We start from the raw sequence: 15,533 nt of genomic DNA, 5'->3' as shown, positions 1-15,533 counted from the left end.
CAAAAATAAAGGTTATCTGCCAATTAGCGGTATGCTTTACAGTATTTTAATCAAAAAATGTCCTTTCGTTCTCATCTATGTATGAAACATAGTTAAAAAAGGAAGTGTTTCACACCTTATATACTAAGAAAAGAATATTTTTGCAGACGAAAACTGAATAGGAGTATTCAGTTTTCTTTTTCCTGCCTTATTTCTAAATCATGAATTACACACAAAAACGCCTTTCAAGAATCGAAAAAAAGAAGAATATAAAATTATACAGAGAACAAAAAAGAGTATGAAGAGTAGATTAGTATTATTGGCATGTTGCCTGGCACTGCTCAGCAGTTGCGGACAAGGCGACAAAGGAACGGGTAAAGCTCCCGAATTTGCAGTGATTGAGGCAAAGACCACCACTGCCAACTTGACAAACAGCTACCCTGCTACTATCAAGGGTAAACAAGATGTAGAAATCCGCCCGATGGTGAGTGGGTTCATCACAAAATTGCACGTGGATGAAGGCGCAACAGTGCGCAAAGGACAAGTGTTGTTCAGTATCGACCCCGTACAGTATCAGGCAGCCGTAAATTCGGCCAAAGCTGCTGTTGAAACAGCCAAAGCTGCCGTAAACACACAAGAACTGACTGTAAACAACAAACGTGAACTGAACAAGAAAAACATCATCAGTGACTACGATTTGCAAATGGCCGAAAACCAGCTGGCACAGACAAAGGCACAACTGGCACAAGCCAATGCCCAATTGGTCAATGCCAAGAACAACTTGTCATACACCAGTGTAACCAGCCCCAGTGACGGTGTAGTAGGTAGCATTCCCTACCGCGTGGGTAGCTTGGTTAGTCCTTCCGTAGCCAGCCCGCTGACTACCGTTGCCGACATCTCCGAAATGTACGCCTACTTCTCCATGACCGAACGCCAACTCTTGTCACAGATTCGTGAAGGCGGTAGCACCAAGGAAATTCTGGAAAAGATGCCGAATGTACAGTTGCAGCTCATCGACGGAACCATGTATGCCGACAGTGGCCGCGTGGAGACAATCAGCGGAGTCATTGACCAGACTACCGGTTCGGTAACCATGCGTGCCCTCTTCCCCAACAAGCACAACGTGCTGCGTAGTGGAAGCACCGGCAATGTGGTATTCCCCAACCCGCTGCATGATGTCATCATGATTCCACAGTCTGCCACTACCGAAATCCAGGACAAGCAGTTCGTATTCGTACTGCAACCGGACAACACGCTGAAAAATACCGAAGTTAAAGTGTTCAGCTTAGACGACGGCAAGTATTATTACGTGACGGAAGGTTTGAAAGCAGGCGAAAAAATCGTTATCGAAGGGGTACAGAACCTGAAGGACGGACAGTCCATCACGCCCATCACGCCTGCTGAAAAGGAAGCCGAATACCAGAAGGCCCTAAAAGACCAGAAAGAAGGCAATATTCAGACTGCGTTTCAATGAAAGAATAAAAAATAAAAAAATTCTTCAATTTTTAATTCCTTAATTGTTCATGAAATGAAATTAGATAGATTTATTAACCGTCCGGTACTATCAACGGTAATTTCCATCCTGATAGTAATCTTAGGAGTTATTGGTCTGGCTACCTTGCCTATCACCCAATACCCGGACATTGCACCTCCCACCGTATCGGTAAGTGCGACTTACCAAGGTGCCAATGCCCAAACGGTGCTTAACTCCGTTATCGCTCCGCTGGAGGACCAGATTAACGGTGTGGAAAATATGATGTATATGAGTTCGAGCGCCACCAACAGCGGTTCGGGCGACATCTCCATCTACTTCAAGCAAGGTACCGACCCCGATATGGCAGCGGTGAACGTACAGAACCGCGTTTCCATGGCGCAAGGCTTGCTGCCTGCCGAAGTTACCAAAATCGGTGTAACCACCCGTAAACGCCAGACTTCCATGTTGATGGTATTCTCCATCTATGATGAAAAAGACCAGTACAACATCGAGTTCCTGGAAAACTACGCCAACATCAACCTTATCCCTGAGGTGAAACGTGTCAACGGTGTGGGCGATGCCATGGTATTGGGACAAGACTACTCCATGCGTATCTGGCTGAAACCTGATGTAATGGCCCAATACAAACTTATCCCCAACGATGTGGTTGCCGCCTTGAGCGAACAGAACATCGAAGCGGCTCCCGGCCAGTTGGGTGAGCGCGGTAACCAAACCTACCAGTATACCCTGCGCTACAAAGGACGTCTGCAACAGACTACGGAGTTCGAGAACATTGTCATCAAGGCCTTGGAGAACGGTGAAATACTCCGTCTGAAGGATGTAGCAAATGTGGAACTGGGCCGTCTGTCATACGGATTCAACAATATGGTAAACGGACATAAAGCCGTGAGTTGTATCATTTTCCAGATGGCAGGCAGTAATGCCACGCAGACCATCTCGGATATCGAGGCCCTACTGGACGACTATTCCAGCAAACTGCCCGCCGGCTTGAAGATAAACATTGCACAGAGTGCCAACGACTTCCTCTTCGCTTCCATACATGAGGTAATCAAGACATTGATCGAGGCCTTTATCCTGGTGTTCATCGTAGTGTATATCTTCCTGCAGGATATGCGCTCCACGTTGATTCCCGCCATCGCCATTCCCGTGGCGTTGATTGCCACCTTCTTTGTATTGAAACTGATTGGCTTCAGTATCAACTTGCTGACCCTTTCGGCCATGGTGCTTGCCATTGCGATTGTGGTCGATGATGCCATCGTCGTCGTCGAGGGCGTCCATGCCAAGCTGGACCAGGGCTACAAATCGGCCCGTACAGCTTCCATCGACGCCATGAGTGAACTGGGTGGTGCCATCGTCTCCATTACGTTGGTGATGATGTCCGTATTCGTTCCCGTGAGCTTCATGGGAGGTACGGCAGGTACTTTCTACCGTCAGTTCGGTTTGACCATGGCGATTGCCATCGGTTTCTCGGCTCTGAACGCCCTGACCTTGAGTCCTGCGCTGTGTGCCATCTTCTTGAAACCTCATAATGGAGGACACGAAAGTCTGAAAGAGCGTGTAGGCGTTGCCGCCAAGGAAGCGCGCAAGATTATGATTGCACGTTATGCCGACTCTATAGGCCGGTTGATGCGTCCCGGCATTACACTGCTCTTCGTGACGGTAGCTATCCTGGGCATGATTTTCGGTCTGTTCAGCTTCAGCGAACACCCCATTCTGTGTAGCTTGATGATTATCATCAGTGTGCTGGCGTTGGCAGGTATGACTACCGACAAGTTCAAACAATCCTTCAATGACTCATACAACGGTATCCTGGGCAAGTATAAGAAACAAGTGCTGTTCTTCATCCAGAAACGCTGGATATCGGCAGGACTGGTTATCGGCTCTATTGTACTGTTGGGCGTATTCATGCAGATAACCCCGACCGGTATGGTGCCCAACGAAGACACCGGTACCATCATGGGCGCTGTGACACTGCCTCCGGGCACTTCACAAGAACGCGCACAAGAGATTTTGAACCGTGTGGACAGCTTGGTTGCTGCAGACCCTGCCGTACAGTCACGTACCGTTATCTCAGGTTATAGCTTCTTGGGCGGTCAAGGCCCCTCCTACGGTTCACTCATCATCAAGCTGAAGAACTGGGAAGAACGTTCCACGATGCAGAACTCCACGATTGTGTACGCCACTTTGTACATGCGCGCCCAAAAGATTATCAAGGAAGCGCAGGTATTGTTCTTCGCGCCGCCTATGATTCCGGGTTACTCGGCTTCAAGCGACATCGAGTTGAACATGCAGGACAAGACGGGTGGTGATTTGAACCACTTCTTCGACGTGGTGAACAACTATAACGCAGCCCTGGAAGCACGCCCTGAAATCAACTCTGCCAAGACATCCTTCAACCCTCACTTCCCGCAATACCAGCTGGACATTGACGCTGCCGCTTGTAAGAAAGCAGGCATCAGCCCCAATGACATCTTGACTACCTTGCAGGGATATTACGGTGGTTTGTATGCTTCCAACTTCAACAGCTTCGGTAAGATGTACCGCGTAATGGTACAAGCCGAACCTGATGCTACCAAGAATATGGAAACACTGCAAAGCATCAAGGTGCGCAACGGCAACGAGATGGCACCTATCACGCAGTTCATCTCCATCAAGAAAGTATATGGTCCTGACGTCATCAGCCGTTTCAACCTCTACACCTCCATGAAGGTGATGGTGGCTCCCGCATCAGGCTACACTTCCGGTCAGGCTCTGCAAGCCATTGCCGAAGTGGCGCAGGAAAACCTGCCTGCCGGTTTCGGTTATGAGTTGGGAGGTATGGCGCGTGAAGAGGCCGAAACGAGTGGCAGCACTACGGGACTCATCTTCATATTGTGCTTCGTATTCGTTTATCTGTTGCTGAGTGCCCAGTACGAAAGCTACATCCTGCCTTTATCCGTATTGCTGTCCGTGCCGTTCGGTCTGCTGGGTAGCTTCCTCTTTGTAGGCGGTATAGGCGCATTGGGCAGCATCCCGGCACTGAAAATGATTCTGGGTACGATGTCCAATGACATCTATATGCAGATTGCCCTCATCATGTTGATGGGTCTGTTGGCCAAGAATGCCATCTTGATTGTAGAGTTTGCCCTCGAACGCCGCAGAATGGGTATGAGTATCACCTGGGCAGCCGTATTGGGTGCCGCAGCCCGTCTGCGTCCTATCTTGATGACGTCGTTGGCAATGATTGTCGGTCTGCTCCCGCTGATGTTTGCTTCCGGTGCGGGTGCCAACGGTAACCGTACGCTGGGTACGTCTGCCATCGGCGGTATGTTAATCGGTATGATTCTGCAAATCTTCATAGTGCCCGCACTGTTCGTGGCATTCCAGTACTTGCAGGAGAAATTCAAGCCGATGGAATGGGAAGATGTGGACAACTCGGATGCAGAACCGGAGATTGAACAATATACAAAATAGTGATTAACGATTAGCGATTATGAAGAAAATAATATGCCTGATGTGCGCAACTGCTTTATTGAGCAGTTGCCACATCTACAAATCATACGACAGACCCGAAGACATAACAACTGCCGGACTGTATCGCGACACGGCGTCCGTGAACGATACATTAGCCGCAGATACGGCCAACTTCGGTAATCTGCCTTGGAGAGAAGTGTTCACAGACCCGCAGCTGCAGACACTTATCGAGCAAGCACTCACCAACAACGGTGACCTGCGCAGTGCCGCCTTGAACGTGAAACAAGCACAAGCCGCACTGATGTCTGCCCGTCTTGCCTATGCTCCGATGCTTGCCTTGTCTCCGCAAGGAACCGTCAGCAGCTGGGACAAGGGAAAGGCTACACAAATCTACTCCCTGCCCGTCACCGCAAGCTGGCAAGTCGACCTCTTCGGTCAACTGCTGAACCCGAAGCGACAAGCAAAGGTTAGCTTGAAGCAGACGCAATTCTACGAACAAGCCGTTCAGACGCAAGTCATCGCCGGCGTAGCCAACATGTACTACACCCTGCTGATGCTGGACCGCCAACTGCAAATCACCGAAGGCACCGTCGAGATTCTGAAAAAGAACCTGGAGACCGTGCAAGCCATGAAAGATGCAGGCATCTACGGAACCACTTCTGCTGCCGTAGAGCAGAGCCGCACTGCCTACGCTCAAGTCATGGCATCACTGCCCGACATACGCCAGAGCATACGCGAAACCGAAAACGCCCTCTGCCTGATGTTGCACCAACCGGCACAGAGCATCGCACGCGGTGTGCTGGAAGAGCAACAGCTGCCTACGGAATTTTCAGTAGGTATCCCCTTGCAGTTGCTATCCAACCGTCCGGACGTGAAAGCTGCCGAGATGTCACTGGCTGCCAGCTACTATAATACCAACAGCGCCCGTGCCGCTTTCTACCCGCAGATTACATTGAGCGGTTCGGGAGGCTGGACCAATAACTCCGGTGCAGGTATCGTCAACCCGGGTAAACTGCTGGCTTCCGCCATCGGTTCGCTGACGCAACCCTTGTTCTATCGCGGTGCCAACATTGCCCGTCTGAAACAAGCCAAGGCACAAGAGGAGCAGGCTAAGATTCAGTTCCAAACCGCCCTGCTGAATGCCGGAAATGAAGTGAGCAACGCCCTGCACCTGTATCAAATGGAGAAGGACAAAGCCGTTTCACGCACTATTCAAGTAAATTCTGCCCGCCAAGCTGCCTCAGATACAAAAGAATTGTTTAACTTAGGCACGTCGACCTATCTGGAAGTCTTGTCTGCCGAGCAGTCTTACCTCAGCGCACAGCTTGCAGAAGTATCCGACACCTTCAGCAGCATGCAGGCAGTCATCAGTCTGTATCAAGCGCTTGGAGGAGGAAGAGAATAAAATGAGCGATAAGTGATTAGTGATTAGCGATTAATGAAATAGTAAATCCTAATCACTAACCATTTATCACTAATCATTAATCATTAATCGCTAATTACTATGATAAGTCCGTTAGCTTATGTAGATTCTGCCGCAAAAATCGGCAAGAATGTAACCATCCAGCCCTTTGCATTTATCGAAGGGAACGTGGAAATCGGTGATGACTGTATTATTATGTCGGGGGCAAAAATTCTGCACGGTACCCGCATGGGAAAAGGGAACAAGGTGCATCACAATGCCGTTCTGGGTGCCGAACCGCAAGACTTCCATTATACGGGAGAGAACAGCATGCTGATTATCGGTGATAATAACGACATCCGCGAGAACGTGGTTGTCAGCCGTGCTACCCATGCAGGAAGCGCCACCCGCATCGGCAATGAAAACTACCTGATGGATGGTGTACACCTCTGCCACGACGTGCAGATAGGCAACCATTGTGTACTGGGTATCAAGACTACCGTAGCCGGAGAATGTCAGATAGACGACTGCACCATTCTGAGCAGCAACGTCATTCTGCACCAATACTGCCACATTGGAAGTTGGGTACTGATTCAGGCAGGCTGCCGCATATCAAAGGATGTGCCGCCCTATATCATCATGAACGGTAATCCGGCAGAATACCACGGTATCAACGCTGCTGTGCTTCAACACAAACACCAGGTGACCGAACGTGTATTGCGCCATATCGTAAATGCCTACCGTCTGGTATACCAGGGAAACTTCAGCGTGCAGGATGCCTTGCAGAAGATTGAAGACCAAGTACCGATGAGTGACGAGATACACAATATCATCAACTTCATCAAGAATTCCAAAGGAATCGTGAAGTAAACACCCTTCTTCGGGCACGAATCACGCAGACAATACGGATGAATAAATTCTTTTCTGTAAGTCTGCGTAGTTCGTGCCTTTTTCTATATTCCTCTACAATAGTTCCTGCATTATCTTTTACTATTTTTTGATGCACATTCATTCCAGGCAGTATGCTAAGTAAAACAAACTGTTTCCTTTAACTAAACATTTTGTTTCCTTATAGAGAACACTTTGTTTCCCTTAACAAAACAGTTCGTTCCATTATATGAAAACAAAGTGTTTTTCTATACTGAAACAAAGTGTTCTCTAATGCTGGAACAAACTGTTCAGTGTTGTGAACTAACGGATTAAGTATATAAAGGGTATTTATTATACTGTTTCTGTAGACAATGGTCTGTCTTGTCCTATAAAAGACGGGGAAAGAAGCAGGAAGCAACCGGGTACGCTCGGAAGGGTGAGGGTAAAATTTGCCCTCACCCTTTTTATTTGCTCTCACTCACCCTTGAAAGGGCGATGAATAGGGAGTTTCAGAAAAGCGGTGATAGTGGTGAGGGCAGGTTGAGTAATTTTTTGTTCTACTACTACTCGAAATGCAGGGTACCGAAGAACTCCGGGCAATGGAAGTTCGGCTTCTCCAGACCTATCGGATTCCAGGAAAGGAAATGGGGAGTCTGGAGCTTGTCACCGCATTTATAAAAATTGGCACGGAGCGTCTTTCCATCCAACGAAGTGATGTCATGCAGGAAGAAAGCGGAATAAGGGATGACCAGGGCCACTTCCCAGGCACACTCACCTACTCTTTCGTCGAAAGCCTCACGTCCCAAAGAAGCCCAACGCTGTACTTTATCGAGCACCTCTTGCGGGGCATGCTGGCGGTTTCCACGTCCGGCACCTGCCCCAATAAGCAGAGTCCCGGCACAATTACACTCCATATTGTAGTACACTCCGTCATCGGCAGGCACAGAGAAGAACTCTACACACGCATCTTCCCAAACCGGACCGTTATCGTGGCCTGCAACTGCGCGTACACTCGCTTCCCTTACCTTGAAATGCAGCAGAATGGCATCTTCCGTATGCGCTATGCGGAATTCCACATCGGGAGTATAAGGAAAAGCAGCCCAATTCACTGTGTTTACGGGCTGAAACGCCACCTTCTCTTCATCCAGAAGAGCCGGAACCGACTCTACCGGTATATTGGCCGCACTTACTTTCTTTACATTCAATTCTTTCATTTTACTATTTTGGGGATTAATTGCAGATAGCGGCAACATGCAAAGAGCTGCCGCTATCGTCATTAAAAACTTTTTCAGATACATGAGTCAATGAATTTTTTCATCTCCGGTGTATGCTCCTCCACGCTCTGCAACAGTTTGAACTGAGCCTTGGTACGCACAAGATTGTGCTCCGGATACAGGATTTTATAATAAGTATCACCGTTGATATAATCTGCCAGGAAGCGTACGCACTGCATGTATGGGAACAAGGCAGCCGCATAAGGCAGATTCTCAATCTCTATCGGCAACAAGAAGGATTTGCCCGATTCCAGATAACCCTTGGTAAATGCCTGGAATATTTCCATATTGAAGTTCACATTATCCAGATTCTTGTCGTCTTCCAACCCCGTGTTGGCACCTGAGCGAAGGAAATCGCCATAATCGGAGAAGATGAAGCTGGGCATCACCGTATCCAGGTCAATGACACAAAGCACCGTACCGTCTTCGTCAAACATCATGTTGTTTACTTTCGTATCACAGTGGCATACCCGTTTGGGCAGTTTGCCTTCACGGTACAGACGTTCTGCCTTACACATTTCATCAGCGCGTTTTTCTATCTCATCCAGAAAATACCGCACCTCCTGCACACGTCCCGCAGCATCGGCAGCCACAGCGTCACGGAGTTGCTTCAGGCGGAACTCCATGTTGTGGAAATCGGGAATTGTCTCGCCCAATGTATCTGGAATGTCGGCAAGCATAGCCTGGAAATTACCGAAGGCAGCTCCCGCATAATAGGAATATTCGGGGTTCACCGTCTCGTAAGTCTTGGCACGGGGAATAAAAGTCATGATACGCCAGTAGTTCTCACCGTCATACCAATAGGTTTTCCCTTCGGCCGTGGGGATGAAATGAAGCACTTTACGCTCGACATCGGCTTCTCCTTTCTCTTCCAGTTTCTTACGGATATGCCCGGTCACAGCCTCGATATTAGACTGTAACATCTCTACATTCTGGAAAATGGCATGATTGATACGTTGCAGAACATAGTCCGGCGCATCGGCCTCAACGGTGGTCACTTTGTACGTATCGTTAATCAGGCCTGAGCCTAAAGGCTTGATTTCACGAACCGTACCCTGCATTTGAAAATGAGATACAATAGATAAAAGGTCTTTCATGATAATAAATGAATTAATTTGTTTACAAAGATACGCCGATTGCCATCTATCAAAAGACAAGTATCGTTCGGCGCGCTTCCAAAATTATACATTTATCCAAACATAACCGCAAAAACTGCCTAATAAATAAGAAGTCTTGTACAAAATATACCTATATTTGTAACTGAAACCTTAAAAACTACCCGAAAAGTGCGAACGTTTATCATCCGGCTGCTTCTTGTCTCAGTAAGCATGATTGCTGCAACCCTGCAGGCGCAGAACATCACCTTCAACCATCTGACAACCGACGACGGTCTGTCACAATTCTCCGTGAACAGCCTTTACATCGATGAAAACGGTGTATTATGGATTGGAACCCGAGAAGGCTTGAACCGTTATGACGGAGAAGACATACAAACTTACAAGCTGCAGAAGAACGACCCTTACAGCCTTTTCTGCAACACCGTGCTGCGCATGGCCGGCAACCGTAACGGAAAAATCTACCTGCTCTGTACGGAAGGAGTAGCCGAGTTCAATCTCGCCACCCAAAGATTCACCACCCTGCTGCAAGGAAATGTACACAGCATATATTACAAAGAGGCCCTTTTCATCGGAAAACAGAATGAAATCTACCGCTATAACGAGCAGACCGGGAACTTTGACCTCTATTACCAGCTTCCCGGAAAAAGTCTGGAAATCTGCTGTATGCATCTGGACAATGGACAAATGTGGATTGGAACGACCACCAACGGAGCATACCGCCTGCAACTGGACAAGAACGAGCTGACCCACCCCATCCTGAAAGGCAACATCACCAGCATATACCAAGACAGCGAAGGCGAGTTATGGATTGGCAGCTGGGAAGAAGGGCTGCACCATGTAAAGACCGACGGAACCATCGAAATCTTTGAATACGACGCAAAGAACCCTTACAGCATCTCTTCCAACTTCGTGCGAGCCTGCTGTGAAGACAATCTGGGAAACATCTGGATTGGGACATTCAACGGATTGAACCGGTATGACAAAAGTACGGGACTCTTCCAGAACCACACTGCCAGTGATGCCCAGAGCGACGGACTGACACACTCTTCCATCTGGTGCATCGTAAAGGACAACCAAGGAACGCTGTGGCTGGGGACCTACTTTGGCGGCGTCAACTACTTCAACCCCGAGTACGAGATATACAGCCGCTATATGTATTCGCCCATCGAAAAGAAGGGGCTGAGCAATCCGGTTGTAGGCCGCACCATCGAAGACAAGGACGGCAATCTGTGGATTGGCACCGAAGGGGGCGGACTGAACTATTACAACCGCCGTACCCGTGAGTTCAAATGGTTCCGCCCGGAAATCGGTCCCAACAGTATTTCCCATAACAACATCAAGGCTCTCTATTATGATGCCTCCAAAGACATCATCTGGATAGGAACCCATCTGGGCGGACTGAACAGACTGGACATACGCTCGGGGCGATTCACACACTACCGTATGGAAGCAGGTAATCCGGAGACCTTGCCTTCCGACATCATCCGCGATATCGCGCCTTACCAAGACCACCTGGTGATAGCCACCCAAAACGGAATCTGCCTCTTCGACCCTGCCAACGGGAAATGCCAACAACTGTTCCAGGACAGCAAAGAAGGCAAAAAAATCAAGATGGTGGCAGATGTCACTTTCGACAGCAACAGTACGCTCTGGATTGCAGCCACGGGCGAAGGTGTGTTCAGCTACCGTTTCGATACCGGCAAACTGACCAACTACCGCCATGATACTGCCGACCCACACAGCATCAGCAACAACAATGTAAACAACATTACCCAAGACAGCAAAGGCAATCTGTGGTTCGCCACTTCGGGCAGCGGACTGGACTTATACCGCCCTGCCAGCAACGACTTCGAGAACTTTGACCAAGCGAAGAACGGCCTTTCCAGCGACTGCATCTACGAGACGCAGGAATCCCCTACCAGCGGCAAACTGCTGCTCATCACCAACGAAGGCTTCTCCATCTTCGACTACCGGCAAAAGGCATTCCTGAACTACAGTGCCGAAAACGGTTTCCCAATGACTGCCGTCAATGAGAATGCCCTTTGCGTGACCCGTGACGGAGAAATATTCCTGGGAGGCACGCAGGGAATGATTTCTTTCCACGAAATGGAGTTGAACTTCACACCAAAACCCTACAAAATCATCCTCTCCCGCCTCATTGTGAACGGAACGGAAATACAAGTGGGAGATGAGACCGGTATCCTGCAGCAAGCCTTGTACTGCACCCCCGAGATTACGCTCAACGCTGACCAGTCCATGTTCAGCATAGAGTTTGCCACTTCAAACTATGTAGCCGCCAACAAAGACGACATCATCTATAAGCTGGAAGGCTTCTCCAACGACTGGAACAGTGCCCGTGGACTGCACAACATCACCTATACCAACCTAAACGCCGGAACCTATAACTTGATTATAAAGCCCAACGGAAAAGACGAGAGCCTTTGTCCGCAAGTCCACCTGACCATACACGTGTTGCCTCCCTACTACAAGACTCCCCTTGCCTATCTTATCTACCTGATAGTGACGGGAATCCTGCTCTGGTATCTGGTGCGTACCTACAAGTCCAGAATCAAGTTGCGTGAATCACTGAAGTACGAACAGAAGCACATCCGTGACGTAGAGGCCCTGAACCAGTCAAAGCTACGTTTCTTCACCAACATTTCCCATGAATTCCGCACCCCGCTGACACTCATCGTGGCCCAAGTGGAAACGCTGATGCAACTCCAGAACTTCACGCCTGCCATATATAACAAGGTACTGGGCATCTACAAGAACAGCATACAGCTACGGGAACTCATCACCGAGCTGCTCGACTTCCGCAAGCAGGAACAAGGGCACATGAAGATAAAGGTAAGTCCGCACAACATCGTGAACTTCCTATACGAAAACTATCTGCTTTTCCTGGAATATGCCAGCGCCAAACAAATCAGCCTCTACTTCGAGAAGGAAACAGACAGCCTCGAAGTATGGTATGACCAAAAACAGATGCAGAAAGTGATAAACAACCTGCTGTCCAACGCCGTCAAGCATACCAAGGCGGAAGACAGCATCACCCTCAGCATCAAGACCGAAGGCAGCAATGCCGTCATCCGCGTGACCGATACCGGCAGCGGCATAGATGCCCGGGAAGTGGACAAGATATTCGACCGCTTCTACCAGATAGACCAAATGGACTCTACGGATGCAAGCAAGACGGGTACGGGTATCGGCCTGGCATTGACGAAGGGTATCGTGGAGCTCCATCACGGCACCATCCGTGTGGAAAGCGAACTGGGCAAAGGTAGCAGCTTCATCGTAAACCTGCAATTGGGGAACGCACAGTTTGACGAAGAGCAAATAAACAAGAATGCAGACAGTGTGCAACAAATAGAAATTCCCAAACCGGAAAACGATGCCCTGCTCAAGGCGGAGCTGGAAGAGAGTGCTCCCATCAAACGACTCCCGGATGCAAAAATCCTGATAGTGGAAGACAACGACTCCATCCGCGACATGCTGGCAGGTATCTTCAAGCCCTTCTACGAAGTGCTGACTGCGGCCGACGGAGCGGAAGGACTCGCACTGGTGCGCAGCGAAATGCCCAATATCGTAGTCAGCGATGTAGTAATGCCCAACATGTCGGGAACGGAACTGTGCAAACAGATAAAAAGTGACTTCAACACCTGCCATATTCCCGTGGTGCTGCTCACTGCACGGACTGCCATCGAACAGAACATCGAGGGACTGCGCATCGGTGCGGACGACTATATCACCAAGCCGTTCAACACCAATCTATTGATTTCGCGCTGCAACAACCTCGTGAACTCGCGCATCCTCCTGCAGGAGAAGTTCAGCAAGCAGCCGCAAGCCTTTGTACAGATGCTTGCCACCAACCCCATAGACAAGGAGATTCTGGACCGTGCCATGGCAGTCATCGAGCAACATCTGGACGATACGGAGTTCAACGTCAACGTCTTTGCCCGTGAAATGGCAATGGCACGCACCAATCTGTTCACCAAGCTGAAGGCTATCACCGGACAAACTCCGAACGACTTTATCCTGACCATCCGCCTGAAGAAAGGCGCTCTAATGCTGCGCAACAATCCGGAGCTGAATATCACTGAAATTGCGGACCGGATCGGTTTCAGTTCTTCACGCTATTTCTCCAAATGCTTCAAGGACATTTACCATGTCAGCCCACTGGCCTACCGCAAAGGAGAGAATGGAGGAGAGGAAAGTACGGAAGACAGTGAAGAGACATCTTAATATTGTACATCAAGCCATCGCATGATACGGTTTGTACTTTTTCTCCCTTCCCTTGTACTTCCTTATACACCCGATTCCATAAAACCTCTTACCTTTGACCTCAGAATTACAATCTAAAGTCAAAGAACTATGAAGCATTTTTCCCCCTTGTGGTCTCTGATTCCCGGTGCAGCCCTGATAGCGGGATGCGGAAGCCAACCTAAAGACAAGACTTCGGAGCACTCGCCGCAGAAGCCCAATGTAGTATATCTGATTGCTGATGACCTGGGTATCGGCGACCTGAGCTGTTACGGTGCCACCAAAGTAAGCACTCCCAACATTGACCGCCTTGCCGGACAAGGCATGCAGTTTACCAACGCTTATGCCACTTCTTCCACCAGCACTCCTTCCCGTTTCGGCCTGCTGACGGGCATGTATCCCTGGCGACAGAAGAATACCGGCATCGCTCCGGGCAATTCCGAACTCATCATCGATACCGCCTGCGTCACTATGGCCGATATGTTCAAGGAAGAAGGCTACGCCACTGCAGCAGTGGGCAAGTGGCACCTCGGCCTGGGCCCTAAAGGCGGTACAGACTTCAACCACTCCATCAAACCGAACACCCAAGACATCGGCTTTGACTATGAATACATCATCCCCGCTACCGTCGACCGCGTTCCCTGCGTCTTTGTAGAGAACGGACATGTAGTGGGCCTCGACCCCAACGACCCTATCACTGTGAGCTACGACCACAAGGTCGGTGACTGGCCCACCGGTCTCGAAAACCCCGAACTCGTCAAGATGAAACCCAGCCAAGGGCACAATAACACCATCATCAACGGCATCCCCCGCATCGGCTGGATGACCGGCGGCAAATCCGCCCTTTGGACAGACGAAGACATTGCCGACGTGATTACAGACAAGGCCAAGAACTTCATCACAGCCCATAAAGACGAACCTTTCTTCCTTTATATGGGTACGCAAGATGTACATGTTCCCCGCGTGCCACATCCGCGTTTCGCCGGCAAGAGTGGTTTGGGCGTACGTGGCGACGTCATCCTCCAGCTGGACTGGACCGTGGGTGAAATCATGCACACTTTGGACAGCCTCGGCATTGCCGACAACACCATTTTCGTATTCTGTAGTGACAACGGTCCCGTCATAGACGACGGTTATCAGGACCGGGCACGCGAACTGCTGAACGGCCACACTCCCATGAAGCACTACCGCGGCGGGAAATACAGCGCCTTCGATGCCGGCACACGCATCCCTTTCATCGTACGCTGGCCCGGCGGCATCAAGCCCGGCAAACAACAAGCCCTTTTCTCCATGATTGACGTCTATGCCTCACTCGCCGCCCTGCTGGACCATCCACTGAAAGCAGGCACCGCTCCCGACAGCCGCGACCAGCTCAACAACTTTCTGGGAACCGACACCGCCGGATGTGACTATATCGTACAGCAAAATCTGGACAATACGCTCTCCATTATCGAGGGAGACTGGAAATACATAGAGCCCAGCGACAAACCCGCACTGGAGTATTGGACCCAAACGGAAATGGGAAACGCCCCGCAGCCCCAACTGTACAATCTTTCCGTCGATCCGTCTGAAAAAGACAATGTGGCAGATGCCCATCCGGAAAAGATAGAAGCGCTCTCCGCCCTGCTGGAAAAGGTTAAGGGCGCAAAGGACTAAAACGGAGGCACGGCCCTTTCATTTAA

At 49.6% G+C, this 15,533-nt stretch carries 8 protein-coding genes; 6 read left to right on the top strand and 2 right to left on the bottom strand.

Annotation, left to right across the window (positions count from 1 at the left end):
- Window positions 1-277: 277 nt before the first annotated feature.
- From DW039_RS04745 to lpxA, 4 genes are all read left to right on the top strand, one after another.
- Window positions 278-1,453, top strand: a complete 1,176-nt coding sequence (locus DW039_RS04745) for an efflux RND transporter periplasmic adaptor subunit (protein WP_005833830.1) — start codon at window positions 278-280, stop codon at window positions 1,451-1,453.
- 54 nt (window positions 1,454-1,507) lie between these two features.
- Window positions 1,508-4,927 carry an efflux RND transporter permease subunit gene (locus tag DW039_RS04740; RefSeq protein ID WP_005833831.1) on the top strand — a complete coding sequence of 1,140 codons (3,420 nt, stop codon included), beginning with the start codon at window positions 1,508-1,510 and terminating at the stop codon, window positions 4,925-4,927.
- Window positions 4,928-4,946: 19 nt separating this feature from the next.
- Complete coding sequence (locus DW039_RS04735) at window positions 4,947-6,332, top strand: TolC family protein (RefSeq protein ID WP_057097415.1); 1,386 nt, start codon at window positions 4,947-4,949, stop codon at window positions 6,330-6,332.
- A gap of 99 nt (window positions 6,333-6,431) precedes the next feature.
- On the top strand, window positions 6,432-7,199 hold the full coding sequence (gene lpxA, locus DW039_RS04730) for an acyl-ACP--UDP-N-acetylglucosamine O-acyltransferase (RefSeq protein ID WP_005833833.1): 768 nt from the start codon (window positions 6,432-6,434) through the stop codon (window positions 7,197-7,199).
- A gap of 563 nt (window positions 7,200-7,762) precedes the next feature.
- Here the strand turns inward: lpxA and DW039_RS04715 are convergent.
- Together DW039_RS04715 and DW039_RS04710 are read right to left on the bottom strand one after the other, a co-directional pair.
- Window positions 7,763-8,497 carry a carbohydrate-binding family 9-like protein gene (locus DW039_RS04715; protein WP_005826029.1) on the bottom strand — a complete coding sequence of 245 codons (735 nt, stop codon included), beginning with the start codon at window positions 8,495-8,497 and terminating at the stop codon, window positions 7,763-7,765.
- The gene (locus tag DW039_RS04710) at window positions 8,488-9,570 is read right to left on the bottom strand and encodes a phosphotransferase enzyme family protein (RefSeq protein ID WP_120381752.1); all 1,083 of its coding nucleotides are present in this window, start codon (window positions 9,568-9,570) and stop codon (window positions 8,488-8,490) included. Before DW039_RS04710 ends, DW039_RS04715 begins: the two co-directional genes overlap by 10 nt.
- A 189-nt stretch (window positions 9,571-9,759) precedes the next feature.
- Between DW039_RS04710 and DW039_RS04705 the strand changes: the two genes are divergently transcribed.
- Both DW039_RS04705 and DW039_RS04700 read left to right on the top strand, forming a co-directional pair.
- Window positions 9,760-13,833 carry a hybrid sensor histidine kinase/response regulator transcription factor gene (locus DW039_RS04705; RefSeq protein ID WP_120381751.1) on the top strand — a complete coding sequence of 1,358 codons (4,074 nt, stop codon included), beginning with the start codon at window positions 9,760-9,762 and terminating at the stop codon, window positions 13,831-13,833.
- A 129-nt stretch (window positions 13,834-13,962) separates the two neighbouring features.
- A complete protein-coding gene (locus DW039_RS04700; protein WP_120381750.1) occupies window positions 13,963-15,507 on the top strand; it encodes an arylsulfatase in 1,545 nt (514 codons plus the stop codon).
- The last annotated feature ends 26 nt before the right edge of the window (window positions 15,508-15,533 follow it).

Source organism: Bacteroides sp. AF39-16AC, from assembly GCF_003602735.1.
Lineage (GTDB): Bacteria > Bacteroidota > Bacteroidia > Bacteroidales > Bacteroidaceae > Bacteroides > Bacteroides uniformis.
Note: the sequence above shows the minus strand (reverse complement) of the source record. Positions and strands in the feature narration are given on the sequence as shown.